This window comes from Virgibacillus sediminis, assembly GCF_042643265.1.
GTDB classification, from domain to species: Bacteria; Bacillota; Bacilli; order Bacillales; family Amphibacillaceae; genus Virgibacillus_O; species Virgibacillus_O sediminis.
Map to the genome: position 1 here is coordinate 112,248 of NZ_JBHRRZ010000016.1, position 23,413 is coordinate 135,660.

Annotated in this window: 21 protein-coding genes; 20 read left to right on the forward strand and 1 reads right to left on the reverse strand. The window is 44.8% G+C overall.

Features of this window, described 5'->3' with window-relative positions; translation table 11 throughout:
* Positions 1-309: 309 nt before the first annotated feature.
* Complete coding sequence (locus ACFODW_RS10755; RefSeq protein ID WP_390306222.1) at positions 310-591, reverse strand: AbrB/MazE/SpoVT family DNA-binding domain-containing protein; 282 nt, start codon at positions 589-591, stop codon at positions 310-312.
* Between the two features lie 292 nt (positions 592-883).
* Between ACFODW_RS10755 and metG the strand changes: the two genes are divergently transcribed.
* The 20 genes from metG to ACFODW_RS10855 all read left to right on the forward strand — a co-directional run bounded on the left by metG (position 884) and on the right by ACFODW_RS10855 (position 23,413).
* Positions 884-2,845 (forward strand): methionine--tRNA ligase, encoded by a 1,962-nt coding sequence (metG, locus tag ACFODW_RS10760; protein WP_390306224.1) that lies wholly within the window; start codon positions 884-886, stop codon positions 2,843-2,845.
* A gap of 287 nt (positions 2,846-3,132) precedes the next feature.
* Positions 3,133-3,903, forward strand: a complete 771-nt coding sequence (locus ACFODW_RS10765) for a TatD family hydrolase (RefSeq protein ID WP_390306226.1) — start codon at positions 3,133-3,135, stop codon at positions 3,901-3,903.
* 248 nt (positions 3,904-4,151) lie between these two features.
* Positions 4,152-5,447, forward strand: a complete 1,296-nt coding sequence (locus ACFODW_RS10770) for a ubiquitin-like domain-containing protein (protein WP_390306228.1) — start codon at positions 4,152-4,154, stop codon at positions 5,445-5,447.
* An 85-nt stretch (positions 5,448-5,532) separates the two neighbouring features.
* Positions 5,533-6,102 carry a ribonuclease M5 gene (rnmV, locus tag ACFODW_RS10775; RefSeq protein ID WP_390306310.1) on the forward strand — a complete coding sequence of 190 codons (570 nt, stop codon included), beginning with the start codon at positions 5,533-5,535 and terminating at the stop codon, positions 6,100-6,102.
* Positions 6,092-6,970, forward strand: a complete 879-nt coding sequence (gene rsmA / locus ACFODW_RS10780) for a 16S rRNA (adenine(1518)-N(6)/adenine(1519)-N(6))-dimethyltransferase RsmA (RefSeq protein ID WP_390306230.1) — start codon at positions 6,092-6,094, stop codon at positions 6,968-6,970. Before rnmV ends, rsmA begins: the two co-directional genes overlap by 11 nt.
* 112 nt (positions 6,971-7,082) lie before the next feature.
* Positions 7,083-7,952: a sporulation peptidase YabG gene (gene yabG / locus ACFODW_RS10785; RefSeq protein ID WP_390306232.1), complete on the forward strand. Its 870-nt coding sequence runs from the start codon at positions 7,083-7,085 to the stop codon at positions 7,950-7,952.
* Positions 7,953-8,295: 343 nt separating this feature from the next.
* Complete coding sequence (gene veg, locus ACFODW_RS10790; protein WP_390306234.1) at positions 8,296-8,541, forward strand: biofilm formation stimulator Veg; 246 nt, start codon at positions 8,296-8,298, stop codon at positions 8,539-8,541.
* 321 nt (positions 8,542-8,862) lie between these two features.
* A complete protein-coding gene (locus ACFODW_RS10795; protein ID WP_390306236.1) occupies positions 8,863-9,045 on the forward strand; it encodes a small, acid-soluble spore protein, alpha/beta type in 183 nt (60 codons plus the stop codon).
* A gap of 180 nt (positions 9,046-9,225) precedes the next feature.
* Positions 9,226-10,077 carry a 4-(cytidine 5'-diphospho)-2-C-methyl-D-erythritol kinase gene (gene ispE, locus ACFODW_RS10800; protein ID WP_390306312.1) on the forward strand — a complete coding sequence of 284 codons (852 nt, stop codon included), beginning with the start codon at positions 9,226-9,228 and terminating at the stop codon, positions 10,075-10,077.
* Between the two features lie 65 nt (positions 10,078-10,142).
* Positions 10,143-10,961, forward strand: coding sequence for a pur operon repressor (gene purR, locus ACFODW_RS10805; protein WP_390306238.1), 819 nt, complete (start codon positions 10,143-10,145; stop codon positions 10,959-10,961).
* A gap of 174 nt (positions 10,962-11,135) precedes the next feature.
* Positions 11,136-11,423, forward strand: a complete 288-nt coding sequence (spoVG, locus tag ACFODW_RS10810) for a septation regulator SpoVG (RefSeq protein ID WP_390272851.1) — start codon at positions 11,136-11,138, stop codon at positions 11,421-11,423.
* A gap of 207 nt (positions 11,424-11,630) precedes the next feature.
* Positions 11,631-13,010: a bifunctional UDP-N-acetylglucosamine diphosphorylase/glucosamine-1-phosphate N-acetyltransferase GlmU gene (glmU, locus tag ACFODW_RS10815; protein WP_390306240.1), complete on the forward strand. Its 1,380-nt coding sequence runs from the start codon at positions 11,631-11,633 to the stop codon at positions 13,008-13,010.
* Positions 13,011-13,025: 15 nt separating this feature from the next.
* The gene (locus ACFODW_RS10820) at positions 13,026-13,979 is read left to right on the forward strand and encodes a ribose-phosphate diphosphokinase (RefSeq protein WP_390306242.1); all 954 of its coding nucleotides are present in this window, start codon (positions 13,026-13,028) and stop codon (positions 13,977-13,979) included.
* A 126-nt stretch (positions 13,980-14,105) separates the two neighbouring features.
* A complete protein-coding gene (locus ACFODW_RS10825) occupies positions 14,106-14,765 on the forward strand; it encodes a 50S ribosomal protein L25/general stress protein Ctc (protein ID WP_390306244.1) in 660 nt (219 codons plus the stop codon).
* Positions 14,766-14,954: 189 nt separating this feature from the next.
* Entirely contained in the window at positions 14,955-15,515 is a 561-nt protein-coding gene (gene pth / locus ACFODW_RS10830; RefSeq protein WP_390306246.1) for an aminoacyl-tRNA hydrolase, read from the forward strand.
* Between the two features lie 77 nt (positions 15,516-15,592).
* Complete coding sequence (locus ACFODW_RS10835; RefSeq protein ID WP_390306248.1) at positions 15,593-15,823, forward strand: anti-sigma-F factor Fin; 231 nt, start codon at positions 15,593-15,595, stop codon at positions 15,821-15,823.
* Positions 15,824-15,898: 75 nt separating this feature from the next.
* A complete protein-coding gene (gene mfd, locus ACFODW_RS10840; protein ID WP_390306250.1) occupies positions 15,899-19,429 on the forward strand; it encodes a transcription-repair coupling factor in 3,531 nt (1,176 codons plus the stop codon).
* Between the two features lie 130 nt (positions 19,430-19,559).
* On the forward strand, positions 19,560-20,096 hold the full coding sequence (spoVT, locus tag ACFODW_RS10845) for a stage V sporulation protein T (protein WP_390306252.1): 537 nt from the start codon (positions 19,560-19,562) through the stop codon (positions 20,094-20,096).
* A gap of 286 nt (positions 20,097-20,382) precedes the next feature.
* Positions 20,383-21,981 (forward strand): putative polysaccharide biosynthesis protein, encoded by a 1,599-nt coding sequence (locus ACFODW_RS10850; protein ID WP_390306254.1) that lies wholly within the window; start codon positions 20,383-20,385, stop codon positions 21,979-21,981.
* Complete coding sequence (locus tag ACFODW_RS10855) at positions 21,965-23,413, forward strand: bifunctional methyltransferase/pyrophosphohydrolase YabN (protein WP_390306256.1); 1,449 nt, start codon at positions 21,965-21,967, stop codon at positions 23,411-23,413. The genes ACFODW_RS10850 and ACFODW_RS10855 overlap by 17 nt, the downstream gene beginning before the upstream one ends.

Genomic DNA, 23,413 nt, shown 5'->3' on the forward strand with positions numbered 1-23,413 from the left:
CAGCTCAGGAAATATACCGCTTTCCGCAATGGCTGCCTGGGCTCATTGTCTTGTCCCAGCAGGAACAAAACTGGCAGGAGGGGAATTCTTTTAACAGCTGCAAGTTATTTCTCCTGCCATTCAAGCATTGCATCCAAACATGTTTTTGATTGGCCCCTCCTATATAACCTATTCATGGTTCTCCATCGCAAGCCGGAGACATGCAAACCAGCATACCTCGATGAAGACCATGTTCCCTAACCTCTCAAGGCCAGTCCGTACAAAAATCGCTGCTCGGATGCTTTAACCTGCCCAGTGGCATAGGCCTCTCTATTTCACTGTCAAATGTGTTTGGAGCTCCTCTAATAATTGTTTGGCTCCCTCTCTGCTGAGCACTAGTTTGCCATCAGCCAGCGACAGATTCTCTTCAGAAGTGTGTCCCGTCAAATAGCAGGTCAAGTTAGGCTGGTATTTCTTCAATACAATTTGGTTGTCATCCACAAAAATTTCCATGTCATCTTTTTCTTGGATATTCAAGTTTCGCCGTAATTCAATTGGTATAACAACCCGTCCCAGTTCATCAACTTTTCGTACAATTCCTGTAGACTTCATCTTATCCTCCCCTTTCGACCTGTGGAAACTAGAAATCCTGACGGCGGCCAGCTTGTTTCCCCAGTCTTTTAATAAAAGTCGGCATTCTTCGACATATACTTATACATAGGTTACCATAAACCGTTCCTCTGTCAATGAACTTTTTAGGAAAAATAAGAAAATTCTTTTTAATAAAAGGATATTGGGAATAATAGTCATATCTTGCTCATGCATTTGGCAAATTGACAGGACATCCTATACAATGGTACTATCTTTTAAATTTGAGGCAGTGGGCACTAGGAGGTAAAGAGAAATGCCAACGAATGATAAGACATTTTATATAACAACACCAATTTATTATCCAAGCGGGAATCTGCATATCGGCCATGCGTATTCAACTGTAGCCGGAGATGCGATTGCCAGGTATAAGCGCATGCGCGGTTACGATGTCATGTACCTTACTGGCACAGACGAACATGGACAGAAGATACAAAAAAAGGCGGAAGAAAAAGGTGTTTCCCCCCAGGAATATGTAGATGAAATTGTCGGAGGCATCCAGCAGCTTTGGAAAAAGCTGAAGATCTCAAATGATGATTTCATCCGCACCACACAAGATCGGCATAAGAAAGTTGCTGCACAGATATTCGACCGCCTGGTAAAACAGGGCGATATCTATCTCGACGAATATGAGGGGTGGTATTGTACCTCTTGTGAGTCCTTTTTCACGGAACGCCAGCTTGATGATGGACATTGTCCGGATTGCGGCGGTTCCGTAGATAAGGTGAAAGAGGAATCCTATTTCTTTAAAATGAGCAAGTATGTCGACCGCCTGGTTCAGTACTATGAGGAAAACCCGGAGTTCATTCAACCGGAAAGCCGAAAAAATGAAATGTTGAATAACTTCATTAAACCCGGCTTGGAAGATCTGGCCGTTTCCCGGACGACTTTTGATTGGGGAATCAGGGTTCCAGGGGATCCGAAGCATGTAATTTATGTATGGGTAGACGCTCTGACAAACTATATCACCGCTTTAGGCTATGGAACGGATGACGAGGCTAAGTTCCATAAGTACTGGCCAGCCGATGTCCACCTGATGAGTAAGGAAATTGTCAGGTTCCATACCATTTATTGGCCGATCATACTGATGGCGCTCGACCTTCCTCTCCCGAAGAAGGTTTTTGCTCATGGGTGGATCTTAATGAAAGACGGAAAGATGTCTAAATCCAAAGGAAACGTGGTGGACCCGATCAGCCTTACCGATCGTTATGGTCTGGATGCACTGCGTTACTACCTGCTTCGCGAAGTTCCTTTTGGGTCTGACGGTGTCTTCACTCCTGAAGGCTTTGTAGAACGCACAAACTATGATCTGGCGAACGACTTGGGGAATTTGTTGAACCGTACGATTGCTATGATCCAAAAATACTTCGACGGAGAGATGCCTGCATACCGGGCTTCTGAGACGGAAATTGAAGAATCCCTCGAAAAGTTTGCTGAGGAAACGGTCAGTAAAGTCGAAAATGCAATGGAAAACATGCAGTTCTCCGTTGCTCTTTCCTCCCTATGGCAATATATCAGCCGTACAAATAAGTATATCGATGAAACAGAGCCATGGGTATTGGCCAAGGATGAAACGAAACGGGAGAGGCTTGGTAACGTAATGGCCCACTTGGCTGAGTCATTAAGGAAGTCTGCGGTCATGCTCCAGCCATTCCTTACAGAAGCACCCGCCGAAATCTTCCGGCAGTTGAATGTGACGGATGATTCGTTGAAAGAATGGGATAGCGTTTATAAGGAAGGCCAGATTAAGGAAGGCACCTTGGTACAAAAAGGAGAGCCGATATTCCCACGCTTAGATGTCGAAGAAGAAGTGGCAGCCATTAAAGAAATGATGCAAAAACCTGCACAAGAAGAAAAGAAGCCGACAGCTGAAGAAGATGCAGAGCAAAAAGACCAGATAGCTTTTGATGACTTTATGAAAATAGATATGCGTGTGGCAGAGGTCATAAAGGCGGATAAAGTGAAAAAAGCCGATAAACTGCTGAAGCTGCAGCTGGACCTTGGAACAGAAAAGCGGCAGGTAGTCTCTGGTATTGCCAAGTATTATGAACCGGAAGAGATGGTTGGGAAGAAAGTTATTTGCGTAACCAACCTAAAGCCGGTGAAACTGCGCGGTGAAATGTCGGAAGGGATGATTCTATGCGGAGAAGATGAAAGTGGCAAACTGGTACTTGCTTCTGTTGAACAATCCCTGCCAAATGGATCGGTTGTAAAATAAAGGGATAAAGAGAAGAACGAGGCTGGACATAAATGAACTGTTTGATCGAAAAGAGTTGCTTTGTCAGCGGAGGAAATATACGTAGACTCCTACGGGAGGAAAGGCCTAGGTGAGACCCCGAAGTGTGATAGCACTCGGAGGCTCACCAGCCGCCCGTGGAAAGCGAAGTATATTTCCGAAGCGGTTATATCAGCTAACCAAAATGTTCGGTTTTTCCGTTTGGCAAACACTTCTTTTCCCCCCAACCTCTCTTTTCTTTCCCTGTAAAGGAGGAAAGCAAATTACCTATGTTATTTGATACACATGTCCATCTGAATGCAAGGCAGTTTCATGAGGACAGGGAGGAGACCATCCAACGGGCCTTTGATTCCGGTGTGAAATACATGACCGTGGTAGGATTTGACCGTGAAACTATTCCACTAGCCATTGAAATTGCTGAGCAGAATGACACCATTTATGCGGCGGTCGGTTGGCATCCGGTAGACGCTGTAGATATGACAGAAGAAGACCTGGATTGGATTGAAGAGTTGTCATCCCACCCGAAAGTGGTCGCTATTGGAGAAATGGGGCTGGATTACCATTGGGACAAGTCACCTAAAGAGGTGCAGAAGAAGGTTTTCCGGCAGCAAATCAACCTTGCAAAAAAAGTTGATTTGCCAATCATTATCCATAACCGGGAAGCGACCGAGGATATTATTGAAATTCTCCAGGAAGAGAATGCAAGGGAAGTTGGAGGCGTCATGCACTGTTATAATGACTCCGTTAAATATGTACAGGCCTGCCTGGATATGAACTTCTATATATCACTTGGCGGTCCGGTTACATTTAAGAATGCAACCCTGCCGAAGGAAGTCGCTGCCGAGGTGCCATTGGATCGCCTGTTGGTAGAAACTGATGCGCCTTTCCTTGCGCCCCATCCCAACCGGGGGAAGCGTAATGAACCTGCCTATGTAAAACTAGTGGCTGAGAAGATTGCAGAGCTCAGGGACATGCCATATGAGGAAATCAGCCGGATTACGACAGAAAATGCATTCGCATTTTTTGGGATAAAACCTTAAAAATTGTCAACCACCCAATTTGTTTTGTAATAAAAATGGAAAATAGTGTCGACTGGCTGTAAAAAGCCAGTCTTTTTTATGGGAAACACACCACCTCAGGATCGTTGATATGCCGGCGATCTATAGGGATCCATAAATTGGGAGGGAGATGACTGTAACTTTATTGTAATAGAAACGTAATGCGAATAACCTTGTTTCACTGGACCGGCCTTCTATATAATCGGGTACATTAAGAAGGAGGCAGAAGCATGAGACTAATTCATACGCTAATGCCGGCGTCTAAATGGAAGCTGGTGGTTTCGGGTATCGGTGTTATGGCCTTATTGGTATTTGCCGGCACGGTTGTCTATGAAGCGGCAAAGGCAGAGGTGGCCATCACGGAAAACGGCAGACAGCAGACAGTGAGTACACATAAAGATACTGTGGAAGAAGTTCTGAAAGAGATTGGAATTGAGGTCGGGGTACATGATGAAATCTCCCCTCAGTTAGATGCATCCATCAAAAATGGTATGGAGATTGACTACATAACAGCAAAGAGCGTTTACTTAGATGTAGATGGTGAAGTAAAGGAGTACTTTACCACGGCAAATACAGTGGAAGAGTTCCTTAAAGAGAATGAGCTAGAGTTCAGCAGGTGGGACGAGGTTTCCCATCATGGAGAGGAACAGATACAGGATGGGTTGAACATTAACGTGAAACAGGCTTACCCAGTCACCTTGAATGATGGGGGAAAAGAAAAAACAGTTTGGACGACTGGTGGCTCAGTTGAAGAACTGCTGAATGAAAATGAAATCAGAGTCCATGATCTGGATAGAGTAGAGCCGTCATTTGAAGAGAACGTGATGGAAGGTACATCTGTCTCCATTGTACGTGTAAAGCAGGAGACAGACGAAGTAAAGGAACCTCTCTCTATCCAAACGAAGACAGAGTACGATGACTCTCTGGAGAAGGGCAAGGAGAAGGTAATTTCGGAAGGGAAGAAAGGTGAAGTGCTTAAAAAGTACGAAGTCACCTATGAAAATGGAGAAGAAGTCAGCCGAGAGCTGGTTGATAAAGAAGTGAAAGTGGAAAGCATCGATCGTGTGGTAGCCGTAGGGACAAAAGAACCCCAACCCAAACGGAAGACAAGTCCTAATCTCGTTACATTGGCGGCTAACCAAAAAGAATCGCCTAAGGAGCAGTCGTCATCATATGCAGAAACTGAACCATTAAACAATAAATCGAGCAACAATGCGTCGAAACAAAAGGCATCAGGAAAGTCATATCAAATGACTGCCAGCGCATACACGGCAGCATGTGACGGATGTTCAGGGTATACCGCAACAGGGATCAACTTAAAAGAAAACCCAGATAGAAGAGTGGTTGCTGTCGATCCGAATGTTATCCCACTTGGAACAAAAGTATGGGTCGAGGGATACGGGGAAGCGATCGCTAGTGATACAGGCGGCCACATCGTCGGAAATCGTATTGATATCCATGTGCCAAGCAAGTCAGAGGCATATGCATGGGGGAAACGGACGGTAGAGGTCAAAGTTGTAAATTAGTGATTTGTTATGGAAATAATAGGATTCATGCTCCTGCCGTGGTATCATGGTGGGAGTATTATTTATGATGGAAAGAGGAAAGACGTTGAAAATAAAAGAAGTGATTGTTGTGGAAGGCCGTGATGATACAGCAAAAATACATCAGGCTGTTGAAGCAGATACCATTGAAACGAATGGTTCTGCAATAAATGAAGATATTTTGGTGCAAATTAAGCATGCAAAACAAAAACGCGGTGTAATCATATTTACGGATCCTGATTATCCAGGTGAACGGATCCGGCATATCATTGATCAGGCGGTTCCTGGATGTAAGCATGCCTTTTTGACGAAGGAAAAGGCAAGGGCCAAACATCCTGACAAGAAAAGCCTTGGGATAGAACATGCTTCAAAAGAGGCCATACGCCAGGCGCTTGAGGGCGTCTATGAACCAGCCCAAATGGCAGAAAGCGAAATTAAGAAAGAAGACCTTATTGCACATGGACTCCTAGGCGGAAGGAAAGCTGCTTTTCGCCGGGAAAGGCTTGGTGAACTGCTGCAAATCGGCCATACCAATGGAAAACAGCTGTTGAAACGATTAGCTGTTTTTCAGATAAGCAAGTCACAATTTGAGCATGCAGTCAGCCAACTCGAGCAGGAGGAAAATGATGATGCCTAAGTATATAGCAACTCCAAACCGAACCAAGGAAATACTGGCCAAGTATAAATTTGCCTTTAAGAAGAGTCTCGGGCAGAATTTCTTAGTGGATGCCAATGTTCTCGAAAATATCATCGGCCATGCCGGTATTGATAAACATTCAGGAACAATCGAAGTGGGACCGGGGATCGGTGCGCTTACTGAGCAATTAGCTATCCACTCTGATAAAGTGGTTGCGTTTGAAATAGATCAGAGGCTTTTGCCGATATTGAAGGACACTCTAGGAGAATACTCCAACATTACAATTGTGCATCAGGATATCCTAGAAGCCGATGTCCATTCCGTGATCAGTAAGAATTTCACACCAGGCCAGCCAATACACATTGTGGCAAACCTTCCGTATTACATTACCACTCCTATTTTGATGAAACTGCTGCGTGAAGATCTCCCAGTCGAAAGTCTGACCATTATGATCCAGAAGGAAGTGGCAGAAAGGATGGCTGCTGCTCCAAACAGTAAAAGCTATGGTTCGTTGTCAATCGCCGTACAATACTACACCCATGCAGATGTGGTGATGAATGTACCTAAAAGTGTGTTTATGCCTCAGCCAAATGTGGATTCAAGCATCCTCCGGCTAGTCAAGCGGGAACACCCTCCAGTTCAAGTAGAGGACGAGGACTATTTCTTTAGCATTGTACAGGCCTCTTTTGCTCAGCGCAGGAAAACCTTGAGAAATAATCTGACACGTCATTTTGAAGATATTTATGACAAAGGCACCGTAAGCGAAATTCTTGAAGAGATCAATATTGATGGTACAAGAAGGGGAGAATCCTTGAATATGGAGGAGTTTGCTCAACTGGCAAATGCGTTTTACCAAAGAGAACAATAAGCAGAAAGAACTGATGGGCCATTATCAGTTCTTTCTTTTTTTATAAAGGTGGCACGGTTTCCCCGCTGGAAACATAGTTTATTGAAGGGTGTAAGGCGCGGGAGGTGAAGGAATGGAATTAAAAACCGGTGAATTGGTGACGAGAAAATCACATGATCATGACTTGCTTTTCCGTGTGGCGGATGTCAAAAGCGATATGGCCATCCTTCATGGGGAAGATATTCGGCTTGAGGCAGATGCACCTGTAAATGATCTTTCAAAGGTCCAAACAAGGGAATTGGAAAAAAGGAGGAAGAGGGTCAGGGAACAGGAGGAGACCTCCTATCGCCTTTTCCGCCAGGATTACCAGCTGATGAGGGAGAAAAGGGAATACCAATCTACAGACGGTTATCACTATACTTCACGGTATTTTCAGCTGCCGGCAAAGGTTTTGCACCTTGATGGAGATTCAAGCTATTTAAAAAAATGTATTGACTTATATCAACGAATTGGCCTGCAAGTACATGGTGTTCACTTACATGAAAAGGAAATGCCATCAGAAGTTGCCGGGTTGGTCAGGAAGATACAACCCGATATCATTGTAATTACCGGCCATGACTCCTTTTCCAAGAATAAGGGTTCAAAAAATGATTTGCGGTCATACCGGCACTCTAAATATTTTGCGGAAACTGTCAGGGAAGCCAGGAGTATTGTTCCACAGTTAGATCAGCTTGTAATTTTTGCGGGTGCATGCCAATCACATTTTGAATCGCTTATTCGGGCGGGAGCCAACTTTGCAAGTTCTCCACTAAGAATTAACATACATGCACTGGATCCAGTATATATTGCAGCAAAGATTGCTTATACACCTTTCATGGAGAAGGTGAGCGTATGGGATGCCCTCAGGAACACGTTAACAGGTGATAAGGGGATGGGCGGAGTGGAAACAAGAGGACTTCTCCGTACGGGCCTTCCCTATCTGGAGGAAGATTCATACGATTGAATTCTGCTGCCGCTAATCGGAGCAGATTTTTTTTGTTCAAAAAAATAAATATTCTGGATAGATGCACATCAGTAAAAGCAAGTGTCTTTTCCAAAGGAAAGCCAGAGCGGGCTTATTTACGCTTCGCGGTAGTCGATATTTGGAACAGGTTTTTCGGAAGGCAGGTAATAAATCTTATAGAAAACCACTTAAATCATACATAAAATGTAAAAAATTACACACCATATGGAAAATACCTGTATTTTATTGTTGACATAAAAAATAGTGTACTGATATAATATACTGTTTTATTTGACTGTCAACGGAAATTATGGTATGATGAATAGCAGTGAGGTGGAGTATAGTGGCTAAAACATTAATCGAAATTAAGCAAGGTCTTGAAGGTCATGTTGGACAACGGTTAACACTGAAGGCCAATGGAGGCAGAAGGAAGACGATAGAGCGTACAGGTGTGTTGGCAGAAATGTATCCTTCTGTTTTTATTGTCGAGCTTGATCAGGAGGAGAATGCATTCGAACGTGTTTCTTACAGCTATGCAGACGTTTTAACGGAAACAGTGGAATTAAATTTCCCTAGGTTGGAAAGTTAATACTTAAAGAATGGCAGTGGACAAGCTAATTGTTTACTGCTTTTATTTTTGCCAAATAAATCTCTTCAAGTGCGGGCTAACAGTTTATTCATGCGCTTGTCTAGAAATCCCTGCGCATAGCCCTGTCAAGGAGGATATTCCCTTTCTAACTGGAGAACGGTTAAATACTTCTCCCTTTTCTTACATAAAGCCAATTCGAAAATGTGGTCCGTTTTAAATATTTCCTTTTCTGCCTAAATGTAACGGGTGTGTAAGCCTTGCAAGAGGAGTAAACTATGACTGTCGTAAGATAAGGCTCAGCAGGAAAGGGGATGTTCTTTCGTGGGTAGACGCCGGGGAATCATGTCCGACCATTTGAAAGAGGAAATTGCTAAAGAGTTGGGATTTTACGACACGGTACAGAAGGAAGGCTGGGGAGGCATTAAAGCCCGTGATGCCGGAAATATTGTCAAACGGGCGATTGAAATAGCCGAGCAGAACATGCAAGACCAAGGCAGATCCTAATACAGGATCTGCTTTTTTGGTTTACTGGTTGGCCGGCGGTTCACTCAGCACATCAGTTGCCGCCAACTGAGCGTTTGTGCCTATATGTATTTTCCTGCTGCGGGGAAGTCCCCTAAGCAGTCGCTATCACTATCGGGATATGTTACAATTTCTTTATCTATTTACAAGAGGATGACGGTGATGACACTTTTTGAGAAGGCGCCGGCCAAAATTAATCTGTCTTTGGATGTATTGGATAAACGGAACGATGGTTATCATAATGTGGAAATGATTATGACAACCATTGATTTGGCTGATCGGATAGAACTGAGGCCATTGGAGAAAGACCGAGTGAAAGTGGCTTTGGAAAGTAGATATGTTCCCAGTGATGAAAGAAACCTGGCATACAGAGCAGCAGCTCTTTTCAAAAAAGAATACAACATCAAGAAAGGTGTCCATATCCAAGTGGAAAAATGCATACCCGTTGCAGCCGGGCTGGGCGGCGGAAGTACAGATGCCGCTGCCGTACTAAGAGGCTTGAACAAGATGTGGAAAATGGACATTCCTATTGATGAGCTGTCTGATCTTGGGGCGGAGCTTGGATCAGATGTCCCATTCTGTGTCCACGGCCAGACTGCGATTGCCAGAGGGAAGGGAGAAGTCATTGAGAGATTGAATCCCCCGCCTCCCTGCTGGGTGGTTTTGGCAAAACCGAATATTGGCGTGTCGACCCGAACTATTTTTCAGAGGGTTAAGCCCGGAAAACTACCGCATCCGGACACGGCCGAACTGCTAACGGCATTGAAGAATGGAGACTTTAATCGAATGTGTTCCCACCTTGGAAACTCCTTGGAAGACATCACCTTTTCCGTGCATCCAGAAGTTGAGCGGATTAAGGAAAAAATGAGACAAGCAGGGGCTGAAGGTGTATTGATGAGCGGGAGCGGCCCCACTGTATACGGCCTGGTTCAGCATGAGAGTAAGGCGCAACGCATTTATAACAGTATGCAGGGTTTCTGCCATGAAGTATATTTAGTGAGATTATTGGGCTAGATGTTGCTTAAATACGTATAAAGATGGTATATTTATATGTAAATATTCGGTTTTGAGGTGTGTACATGAAAAGGAGCCATCGACTTGTTGCATTAACCAACTTCTTTTTGGAAAATCCGAGGGAACATCGACAACTGCCTTATTTTGCGGAGATTTATGGCTCATCCAAGTCTTCGCTAAGTGAAGATTTGGATATTATTGACAATGTCTTCCAGCAAGAAGGACTGGGTTATCTTGCCCGGACGTCGGGTGCTGCTGGCGGAGTTAGATATATTCCCGAATTTTCCATGGAGAAAAGTGTTCCATATATAAATGATTTATGCAGGAAGCTGGAAGACCCTGCCAGGATTCTTCCGGGAGGGTATCTATATATGAGTGATATTCTTGGTGATCCCCGGGAAACAAGGGAAATCGGCCGTGTCTTTGCTTCTCGGTTTTCAAACCTGGACATCGATGTGGTAGTAACAGTCGCCACAAAAGGGATACCATTGGCATATGCCGTTGCCTCCTTCCTCGGGGTGCCGGTCGTTATTGTGCGAAGGGATCCTAAGGTAACGGAAGGTTCATCTGTGAGCATCAATTACGTCTCCGGGTCTTCGAGGAAAATCCAGACAATGGTCCTGCCCAAACGCAGTCTGCCGGAAGGATCCAATGTCTGCATCATTGATGACTTCATGAAAGCAGGGGGTACAGTGACGGGGATGGTCAGTCTTCTCGAGGAATTCCAAGCAAATGTCAGAGCAATCGGGGTCTTGGCAGAGGCCGATGACGAGGAAGATGAAAGAATGGTCGAGGAATACACGTCCCTGGTCAAAATCAGCAATGTAGACATCAAACAAAACTACATAGAGGTCCATCCGGGCAATTTTACAGAGGAAAGGTGAGAGCCTCTTACCTTTTCCCGGCTTTGGAAAGAATAGCAGGGGATTAGCGCTTTTCGTAAGGGGATAAAAAATCTCTTGAAGAAATATTTAAATTTTTTCTGATTCAGGCAGGAATTCTTATCCAGGGCGTTGAACTATTTATGTAGTTCAAAAGGGAAAAGGTGGTGAAACATCATGGAAGTAACAGATGTAAGATTACGCCGCGTCAACACAGAGGGCAGAATGCGGGCAATTGCTTCAATTACGTTGGACGAAGAATTTGTAGTCCACGATATCCGTGTAATTGATGGGAATAACGGATTGTTTGTGGCCATGCCATCAAAGCGTACCCCTGATGGAGAGTTCAGGGACATTGCACATCCAATCAATTCCGGCACCCGTGGTAAAATTCAGGATGCAGTCTTGGAGGAGTATCATCGTGCCGGAGCGGATGTAGAATACGAGGAAGCCGGTGCTTCCTAAAATCATGATCAACAAAGGAGTCTAATCTTCAATAGGTTAGTCTTCTTTTTTTTGGGCATGGGCAGATGGAAAGCGCTGCCGCCGGGGTGTAGTTCAAGCCCTTGAATTACTGCCTGAAGTACGGCTCTGCAGGCTGCTTCCTGTTGAAATAAGGAAGGTTTTACGATATATTACTAATGGATAAATAGAAATATTGGAGGTTTCCTTATGGCTAAGCGATATGCTGTCATTTTGGCGGCAGGGCAAGGAACAAGAATGAAATCCAAATTATATAAAGTGCTTCATCCTGTGGCTGGCCGTCCAATGGTGCAGCATGTGCTTGATCAGGTGAAGGCTGTGGATCTTGATAAAGCTGTAACCATTGTGGGCTTCGGCGCAGAAAAAGTGATGGAGTATATAGGAGACGCCAGTGATACAGCTGTTCAGGAAGAGCAGCTTGGAACGGGCCATGCGGTGATGCAAGCTGCGCCTCTTTTGGAAGATAAAGAGGGAACTACAATCGTTGTATGCGGTGATACTCCGTTAATTACCAAAGAAACATATCAAGCACTTTTCGAACAGCATGAAAAGGAAAATGCCAGTGCCACCATTCTGACCGCAAAAGCGGAAGATCCATCAGGGTATGGCAGGGTGATCCGCAACAAAGCAAATGAAGTGGAGCGGATTGTGGAACATAAGGACGCTGATGAGAGTGAACTGTTGGTCAAGGAAATCAATACAGGTACATATTGCTTTGATAATAAGGCACTATTCCAAGCCTTGAAAGAAGTATCCAATGATAATGCACAAGGTGAGTATTATCTGCCGGATGTAATTGAAATCCTTCGCAGTAATGGAGGGAAGGTCTCGGCCTCCATCACCCCTGATTTTGAAGAAACGTTGGGTGTCAATGACCGTGTGGCGCTTGCGCAGGCGGAAAAGCTAATGAAAAAGCGAATCAATGAAAAGCACTTGCGTAATGGTGTGGCTATTATTGACCCCGATCACACGTACATTGAACCGGACGTCATTATTGAGGCGGATGCCATCGTTGAACCGGGAAGCATTATCAAGGGAAATACGACAATAAAGGCCAATGCAGTTATCGGTCCGAACAGTGAAATCTCAAACTGCTATATCGGCGAAGACACCGTCGTCAAACAAAGCGTGGCTACCGACAGCAAGCTTGGAGATCGTGTCAAGGTAGGCCCATTTGCCCATATACGCCCTGAGTCTACTGTCGGAAATGATGCAAAGCTGGGCAATTTTGTGGAAATAAAGAAGACAGAGCTTGGTGATCATAGTAAGGTTTCCCATCTAAGCTACATTGGAGATGCAGATGTTGGAAATAATGTAAACATCGGCTGCGGAACCATTACCGTCAATTACGACGGGGCCAATAAATTCCTTACTACCATTGAGGATGATGCATTCATTGGATGCAACTCCAATCTAATAGCTCCTGTTACTGTTGGAAAAGGTTCTTATGTCGCCGCCGGGTCTACCATTACCGAGGATGTACCTGCAGATGCCTTATCAGTAGCAAGAGCAAGGCAATCCAACAAAGAGGGCTATGCTTCGAAACTAAAAAACAGACAAAATAATTAACGGAGGGTTTATTCCATGGCGTCCAGCTATAAAGATCAGTCTCTAAAAGTATTTACATTGAATTCAAATCCCAAGCTTGCGGAAGAAATTGCTGAGCATATCGGGACCACGCTTGGTAAATGTACTGTTTCACGCTTCAGTGATGGAGAGATCCAAATCAATATTGAAGAAAGCATCCGTGGGTGTGATGTGTATGTTGTTCAGTCTACCAGCTCTCCGGTCAACGAGCACCTCATGGAGCTGCTAATTATGATTGATGCTTTAAAACGGGCATCCGCCAAATCCATTAATATCGTGATGCCTTACTATGGATATGCCAGACAGGACAGAAAAGCACGTTCACGTGAGCCTATTGCCGCCAAGCTTGTGGCAGATCTTCTGGAGACAGCTGGTGCAGGCCGGGTGATTACCTTGGATCTCCATGCTCCGCAGATTCAAGGATTCTTCGGGATTCCGATCGATCATCTGCAAGGTGTACCAATCCTATCCGATTATTTTGAAGAGAAGAATCTGGACGACATTGTCATTGTTTCCCCTGACCACGGCGGTGTAACAAGGGCCCGTAAGATGGCAGACCGCCTGAAGGCCCCAATCGGGATCATTGATAAAAGAAGGCCGCGCCCGAATGTATCGGAAGTAATGAATATTATCGGAAGCATTGAAGGTAAGACAGCCATCCTGGTAGATGATATCATAGATACTGCGGGGACTATCACCTTGGCTGCAGATGCATTGATCGAACAGGGAGCAACGGAAGTCTATGCTGCCTGCACGCACCCGGTTCTTTCCGGTCCGGCTGTCGAACGTATTAATAATTCGCAGATCAAAGAACTGATTGTCACTAATTCCATCCCATTGACGGACGAGAAGCGAATTGAAAAAGTAAGGGAATTGTCCGTCGCATCCCTTATTGGCGAGGCAATCATCCGAGTACATGAATTGCAATCGGTAAGTATACTGTTTGATTAATTAGTGTTTAATGCTGGCAGAAAAAGGGTATTCTCTATAAGTAACAATTAATTAATATGACACCATGGACACATGACAAAATGTAAAAGCAGATATGTTTTATAAATATTTTGGAGGATGATAGACATGGCAGCAACATTAAAAGCTACGAAAAGAGAAAACTTAACCAAATCGGCAACAAAACAAATCAGGGAAAATGGCGGTGTACCCGCTGTGCTTTACGGCAAGGACAAGGAATCCACTTCCATTTCAGTAGACAGCATCGACCTGGTCAAGACAGTGCGTGAAGAAGGGAGAAATGCGGTTATTTCCCTGGACGTACAGGGTGGAGACTCTGTAGATGTCATGCTTCACGATTATCAAATGGATCCTCTTAAGGATGAATTGGTCCATGTTGATTTTTACGCGGTGAATATGTCTCAGGAAATGGATGTATCTGTGCCGCTTCGGCTCGAAGGCGAGGCCATCGGATCCAAAGATGGAGGAGTACTGCAGCAGCCGCTGTATGAACTTCAAGTTCGAGCGAAGCCGGGAAGTATTCCAGAAGAAATTGTCGTTGATGTAACTTCCCTTGAGGTTGGTGACAGCTTGGCCGTTTCTGATCTGCCGGCAGCAAACAGTTACGAAATTACCGAGGATCCAGATACGACCATTGTGACTATAACAGCACCTGACTCCGTAGAGGATGTAGAGGAAGCTCCTGATGAGGATGCCGAGCCTGAATTGGTAGACGCAGAGTCAGAGGATGACAATCAGGACAATGGCGATGAAGAGCAATCCAACTAGGATTTTAGTTAATAGACCCTCCTCCAAGGGTGGCTGGTTCAGCTTCCCTAGGGGAGGGATTATTGTATTATATGCAGTGTTGGTTATGATAGGGTAGAAATATGAGGCCATCTATAGAGGTTTCTGTTTTATCGTATGCGGCCCGCTGCCTGTTTAACCTACCAAAAAAGTAATAAAGGAAGAAGCAGAATGAAGTGTATTGTCGGATTAGGTAATCCTGGAAAGAAATATGAGAAAACCCGCCATAATGCAGGATTCATGGTGATTGATGAACTGCTTAACAGGCACGGGTGGGAACTGAATAAGAAAAAGTTTAATGGTAAATATGCCATAGAACAGCTTGAAGGAGAAAAGGTGGCTTTGCTGAAGCCGCAAACATATATGAATCTTTCTGGACAATCCATCAGGCCTTTAATTGACTATTATGGAATGGACCCGGAAGATGTATTGGTCATTTATGATGATTTGGATTTACCGGCAGGCAAAATACGTCTGCGCCAAAAAGGCGGACATGGAGGCCATAATGGAATCCGTTCCACTATAGACCATTTGGGCACCAAGGAGTTCAAACGCATCCGCATCGGGGTGGGAAGGCCAACAAATGCAATGTCCATTATCGATTATGTGCTAGGCTCCTTTTCAAAAGAGGAACAGGAAAGAGTGGATGGCAGCATTCAACAGGCGGCGGATGCCTGTGAAGCTTGGATAGGCGAATCATTTCCGGTGGTAATGAATAAATTCAATGCATGAATGATAGAGTTTCGCTATGTATAAAAATACCCTTTTCGGAGAACCATTAAGGATAGATATACCGAGGAGGTTGTGACATGGCGATCATCTATAATTGCAGACACTGCGGTAACGTCATCGGCAAGCTGGACCAACCAGTGGTGGAAACATCGATGCTGGGACTGGATCGTTTGACGAGCAAGGAAAAGCAAGAAATGATATATTATAAAGAGAATGGGGATGTAGATATCCAGGCGATCTGTGAAGATTGTGAAGATGCACTTGGCAGTCATCCTCATTACCATGAACTTGATTTTTTCATACAATAAAATAGGCAACAAAGGCTTTGGCTGGCAAGCCAAGGCATTTTTGCGCTTATGCAGGGTTTATGTGGGGGTTTAACTATGAAAGCGATTAATAAGTACTTAGAATCAAAGGAAGATATACAGTCCATTTTAGACGGGATTAGAGATGGAATGAACGAGCAGCTGGTTGCTGGATTGTCCGGATCGGCCAGGAGCCTGCTGGTGTCTTTGATCAACGAAACATTGCGGAAGCCGATATTGCTGGTGACACATCAATTGGCACAGGCACAGCAGTTATATGATGACTTAACGGAACTAGCCAATGGCAGCGGTGTTCATTTGTATCCTGTCAATGAACTGATTGCATCGGAAATAGCTATAGCCAGTCCGGAGCTGAGAAGCCAGAGAATTGATTCACTCACTGCTTGGTCCAGGGAAAGCTCTGGAATACTTATAGCACCCGTTGCAGCATTAAAGAGAATTTTGCCTCCAGGAGAATATTGGTCCAAGTATCAGCTTACTTTCACTCTTGGCGAGGAAATAAATATAGACGATTATCTTTCCTCCCTAGTGGATATGGGATATGAAAGAAGCTCGATGGCAGCTTCTCCCGGTGAATTCTCTAAAAGAGGCGGAATCATTGATATCTATCCGATAACAGAGAGCAATCCGATACGTATAGAATTATTTGATGAAGAAATCGATTCTATACGTTATTTTGATGCAGAGACACAGCGTTCTCTCGATAAATTGGAGAAGATATCAGTCGGACCGGCAACGGAATTGCTGTTGAGTGACTCCGACCTCTATGCCGCGGCAGAAAGAGTAGAAGATGCCTTGTCTTTCTCATTGAAGAAATTAAAGGATAAGGAAGCAAAAGAGACTCTAATTGAAACAATAGAGCATGACATCAGCCGAATGAAGGACGGCGAGCACTTTCAGGAAATGTATAAATATATCGGCTACCTCTATAAGGAGCCGGCTAGTTTGCTAGATTACCTTCCGTCAGATGGACTGGTTGTGTTCGATGAAATGAGCAGGATCCAAGAAACAGCTGTCAACCTGGATACCGAAGAGGCAGAGTGGTATAGCAGTCTTCTAGAAGGTAATAAGATGGTGCGAGACAGCAGATTCTCTTTTGACTGGCAGAAAATCTGGAGCTCAACCACACAGCAGAAGCTGTACATGTCGATTTTTCTCAGGCATATCTCCAATACGCAGCCGCAGAACATCATCGACCTCTCCTCGCGGGCGATGCAGGAATTTCATGGCCAAATGAACTTGCTGAAAAGTGAATTGCAGCGGTGGGAAAAAGGAGATGTATCGGTTGTCGTATTAGCTCCTAATGAGAGACGTGCGGAGAAAATCCACTCTATCTTTACAGACTATGACATAGAAGCAGCCGTAGCCAAACAGGTAGAACTGCCGGTGAATAAGCCTGTTATCATAACTGGAAACATTACGAGCGGAATTGAGATGCCGCTCCATAAGCTGGTTCTCATTACGGAAAACGAGCTGTTCAAAAAACGTACAAAGCGCAAGCGAAGACAGCAGAAAGTCTCTAATGCTGAACGGATTAAAAGCTATCAGGAGCTTAAAGTCGGAGATTATGTCGTGCATACAAACCATGGTGTCGGCCGGTATTTAGGAATCGAAACCCTGGAATTGAAGGATAAGCATAAGGACTATATGCTCATTAAATACTCTGGGGATGACAAATTGTTTGTTCCCATTGAGCAAATTGATCTCGTTCAGAAATTCGTCGGCTCTGAAGGCAAAGAACCGAAACTTTATAAGCTGGGCGGAAGTGAATGGAATAAGGTCAAGCGCAAGGTGCAATCTTCTGTGGAGGATATTGCAGATGATTTGATCAAACTCTATGCTGAGAGAGAAGCAAAGAAAGGGTATGCTTTCAGTGAAGATACAGAGATGCAACGGGAATTTGAGGCAGCGTTTCCCTATCAGGAAACTGATGATCAACTTCGCTGTATCAGTGAAATAAAAGAAGATATGGAAAGAGAACGGCCAATGGACCGCCTTCTATGCGGTGACGTCGGTTATGGGAAGACGGAAGTGGCAATTCGAGCCGCTTTTAAAGCAATCGCAGATGGAAAGCAGGTTGCATTTCTGGTTCCGACTACCATTTTGGCACAGCAGCATTATGATACCATCAGGGAACGTTTTCAGGACTACCCTATCAACATCGGCCTTTTGAGCAGATTTCGAACAGCAAAGCAGCAGAAGGAGACGATCGAAGGAGTGAAAAAGGGGACGGTTGATATAGTGGTTGGTACCCATCGATTACTGTCCAAGGACGTAGTGTATAAAGATTTGGGCTTGTTGATCGTCGATGAAGAACAGCGATTCGGAGTAAAGCATAAGGAAAAGATCAAACAGCTGAAAACCAATGTAGATGTACTGACTCTGACAGCAACCCCAATACCGAGAACCCTTCATATGTCCATGCTGGGTGTCAGGGATCTTTCCGTTATCGAAACACCACCAGAGAACCGTTTCCCGATTCAAACATATGTAATGGAGTACAACCCTGTGTTTATTAGAGAAGCGATCGAAAGGGAAATGGCCCGGGGAGGACAGGTGTTTTTCCTTTATAACAGAGTGGAGAATATCGATAAGGTTGCCAGAGACCTTGGCATGCTGGTGGATAATGCCCGTATAGCTATTGCCCACGGAAAGATGAATGAAACAGAATTGGAAAATGTCATCTTTGGATTTCTAGCAGGGGAATATGATGTACTGGTAAGTACCACGATTATTGAAACAGGAGTGGATATTCCGAATGTAAACACACTGATTGTCAACGATGCTGATTATATGGGGCTCAGTCAGCTGTACCAGCTGCGCGGCCGGGTAGGGAGGTCCAATAGGGTAGCCTATGCATATTTCACCTATAAAAAAGACAAGGTGCTTACGGAAGTAGCGGAAAAGCGACTGCAGGCGATTAAAGAATTTACCGAGCTTGGGTCCGGGTTTAAAATCGCCATGCGGGATTTATCCATCCGGGGCACTGGGAACCTGCTTGGATCCCAGCAGCATGGCTTTATCGATACAGTCGGGTTCGACATGTATTCCCAGATGCTCAAGGATGCCATCGAGGCGCGGAAAGCAGGGAAGGACATCGAAGAAATTGCCCCATTTGAACCAGAGCTATCTCTATCTATAGATGCCTACATCCCTGATACTTATATAAAAGATGAGAAGCAGAAAATTGACGTATACAAACGGTTCCAAACCTTCGAATCCACAGAAGACATGGAAGACTTGAAGGACGAACTGATGGACCGTTTTGGTGATTATCCGGAGGAAGTGGATAATCTATTCACTGTCTCTTCTCTAAAAATGTATGCGAAAAGAGAACGGGTGGAATCCATTACGGAGCGCCCTAAGAAACTTGAAATGCTTGTAGAAGAAGAGCGGAGCCGGAAGATTGATGGTGCCAAGGTTTTCGAACTGGCAAACAGTTTCGGGCGGGGGATCCAGCTTGGTACGGAAAAAAACAAACTGAAAGTTGCACTCAAGTGGTCCCGCGAAACGGAGCATGAACGTTACGGAGTCATGGAAAGGTTCATTGATAAGCTTTCAGAAGTTGACCGGGATGATGAAATATAAGGGCGAATGTATAGTTTTTTTGGGATGATTCATACTAACACCAAAGCTGGCGATTATTACACATGGAGACAGTTGTTAGCAAGGCGGCATGCACGAAAAATCTCAGCATTAGAAAGTGAGGATTTTACTCATGAAAGCAACAGGAATTGTACGTCGCATTGATGATTTAGGCAGGGTGGTCATCCCAAAAGAAATACGAAGGACCCTGCGTATCCGTGAAGGAGATCCTTTGGAGATCTTTGTAGATCGTGAAGGTGAAGTCATTTTAAAAAAATATTCGCCCATCAGTGAACTTGGGCACTTTGCAAAGGAATATGCAGAGGCATTATTTGATTCTCTCCAGTTTCCAGTACTGATATGTGATCGAGATGAAATAATAGCGGTCGCTGGCGATTCCAAGAAGGACTATCTCAATAAAAACATCGGCTCGCAAATAGCCAAGATGATTGAAAACCGCTCGCAAACATTTGAAACTGAAAAAAGTTCAGTAGAAGTCATTGATGGCAAGGAGCAAGAATGGGATTCCTATTGCCTGAGTCCCATCATTGCAAATGGTGATCCTATTGGATGTGTGGTTGTATTTTCCAAGGAGGATGGAAAACTCAGCAAGGTGGAGCAGAAGGCAGCTGAGACGGCTGCAGGTTTTCTGGCCAGACAGATGGAATAATACTTACCGAAAAAGGCGGGAACCAGTTTTATTGGTTTCACGCCTTTTTTAAGTTTTACCATTTAGACTGGTGAAAGCCGACTGTCCAACGGTTAGCGGGTTCCCTACTGCCATACGGTCAGAAACAGTGGCGGTGAGGGAGGCTTTTATGGGCTATGTCCGTAAATTGCCTGGTGAACCTCTATGAAGAGGTATATCGCTCTTCTATACCCTGCGGTTTTCCCTGAAAATTAGACAGTATGTTATAATAGGGGGAAGATTGTCGGAAGGTAAAAGGGCGTAAATAATGAGTGGTATAGAGTCAAAGCGGCTGATGAAGGGGGCGTTCCTCTTGGCATTGGCCGGTTTATTGAGCAAAATTTTAAGTGCAGCCTACCGAGTTCCGTTGCAGAATCTTACTGGAGATATCGGCTTTTATGTGTATCAGCAGGTATACCCGATTCTGGGAATAGCGGCTGTTCTTGGTTTGTACGGTTTCCCGGCAGCTGTATCCAAGCTCGCCGTAGACCTCAAGGCCGGTGGATATCCACTATCTTTCCGGAGTTTTTATGTGCCTGTACTCCTACTTCTAGGGGGATTTAACAGCATTATATCCATTCTGCTTTATATAAATGCCGGGAAACTAGCTGTCGCTGTAGGGGATCCTATGCTGTCAGGGATCTATCAATTCAGTGCATTGATTTTCCTGCTGCTTCCTTTTGTCGCAGTGCTCCGCGGGGTATTTCAAGGAAATTATCAAATGGAGCCGACAGCTTATTCACAAGTCGGAGAACAATTGGTGCGTGTGTGCCTTATTATTGGTGCGGCGGTGACGGTCGCCCTTAGAGATGAGGTCTATCATATCGGGTGGGCAGCCGTTTTTGCCTCTTTGCTTGGCACTGGAGCCGCCATCCTTATTTTGTCGATTTTTTTCGTCAAGCGGAAGCCATACACTAGCGGAACCGCCCAGGTGCCATGGAGGTTTTTGACACGGAATCTCCTGCTTGTGGGGGTGGTGGCTGCGCTTAACCATATGGTGCTCTTGGTCATACAATTTGCAGACACATTCACCCTGGTTCCCAGTCTGAGGCAATATGGCCTTTCCCCAGAAGAGGCAATGGAAGCTAAAGGGGTTTTTGACCGAGGACAGCCGCTTATCCAACTTGGTACTGTACTTGGTTCATCTTTTGCGATTGCTTTGGTTCCAGGTCTCTCCCGCCATAGACTTAAAGAACAGCCGGATTCTCTCCGCCAGCCGGTGAGAGGTGCTCTATTATTCAGTTTTTATCTGGCATCGGGGGCAGTGGCAGGGTTGATTACCATCTTCCCGGAGGCCAACACCCTTCTATATCAAAATGACCGAGGAAGCGGGGCCCTTCAAGTATTAACTGTATCGATCCTTCTTTGCTCTTTGGCAGTGACAGGTGCCTCCCTTCTACAGGGAGTGGGAGGGGTGAAAAGAACGGCTGCATTCATTGCGGCGGCCTTTCTGGTTAAGTGGGCGGGAAATGTATTACTTGTTCCGTGGTGGGGAATTATGGGTGGTGCATTAGCTACAATTACTAGCCTGGTATTGTTATGTTTGCTGGTGTATGCTCAGTTAATGCGGGCCTTCCCCAGGCTTCATTTTTTGAAAAATGTGTGTTGGAAGCCTCTATTTACGGCATTAATTTCCATGGTTATCTATTTGCTCTTCGTTGAGGCAATTTTCTCAGGTTATGGGATGGAATCGCGTTTGTCACTTTTATTCTATATTTTAGCTATCTCAACGACCGGAGGAGCACTTTATTTATATATCTTGGTAAGGGGGCATGCTTTTACAAAAAGCCAACTGGAGATGCTGCCATTTTCCGCGTTTTTCATTCGCATACATAAAGGGAGGAAAAGTAATGAGCAATCGTATTGATGTCATTGGCCTTGGAGCTGGTGACTTAGACCAGCTGCCCCTAGGTCTTTATAAAAAGTTGACCGGCTATAAAGGAGTAGTTTATACCAGAACAGAAGATCATCCAGTAATCGAAGACTTGAAGGAGGAGGGAGTATCCTTTCATTCCTTTGACGAGTTATACGTAAACCACAACGAGTTTGGAGATGTATATGAGCATATAACCGCATCCTTGTTGGAGGCTGCCAAGCAAAACCCTGTACTTTTTACTGTGCCGGGGCATCCGATGCTGGCAGAAAAAACGGTTCAACTGCTTTTGGAACAAGAAGAAGTGGAAGTAGCAATCCGTGGCGGCCAAAGCTATTTGGATGACCTGTTCTCTTCCCTGAAAATCGACCCAATAGAAGGCTTTCAATTTCTGGATGCCACTTCTTTTGAAAGAAGCCAGCTGGAATATCGCCACCATATTGTCTTCTGTCAGGTGTATGACCATTTTGTCGCCTCGGAAGTTAAGCTGGCACTTTTGGAGGATCTTCCGTATGATTACCCGGTAACTATAGTAGAAGCAGCCGGGACTGGCAAAGAGAAAATTAGGACGATCCCATTGGAGGAATTGGATCATTCCTTGGAAATCAGCAACTTGACCAGTGTATATGTCCCTCCCGTATCACCTGAACTGTTGAATCATACATTTACCCGGCTGAGGGAAGTCATTGCTGCCTTGCGCGCTCCCGATGGATGCCCATGGGATCGGGAACAGACACATGAGTCCCTTCGTGAGTATGCGATAGAAGAGGTTTACGAACTGATTGACGCTATTGATGAAGAGGATGATGAGAATCTAGTTGAAGAACTGGGAGATGTGCTATTGCAAGTCATGCTGCATAGTCAGATAGGTGAAGACAATGGCTATTTTATGGTTGATGATGTGATCCGTACGGTAACTGACAAAATGATTCACCGGCACCCACATGTTTTTGGCAACAAGACAGCAGAATCGGTGGAAGAAGTATATAAAAATTGGGATCAATTGAAAAAGGAAGAGAAGGGAGATGTCCGCAAATCGGTGTTGGATGGTGTTCCGGGACAGCTGCCATCTCTGGCAAAGGCATTTAAACTGCAGAAAAAGGCTGCCAAAGTCGGGTTCGGCTGGGAAGACGCCGAGGATATATGGCTCAAGCTGGAAGAGGAGTTGCAGGAGACCCGGGATGCCATTGATTCAGGCACCCATGAAGAAGTGGAGAATGAGCTAGGGGATGTCTTATTTGTACTTGCCAATATTGCAAGGTATTATAAAGTAAACCCTGAAGTCGCCCTGAACCGGACGAACCGGAAATTTATCAGCCGCTTCGGTTATGTGGAAGAGCAAATCAATCAGAGGGGGAAGAATCTAAAAGAATCTTCCTTGGAAGAGATGGATGCATTATGGAATGAGGCAAAGGAGAGAGAATGA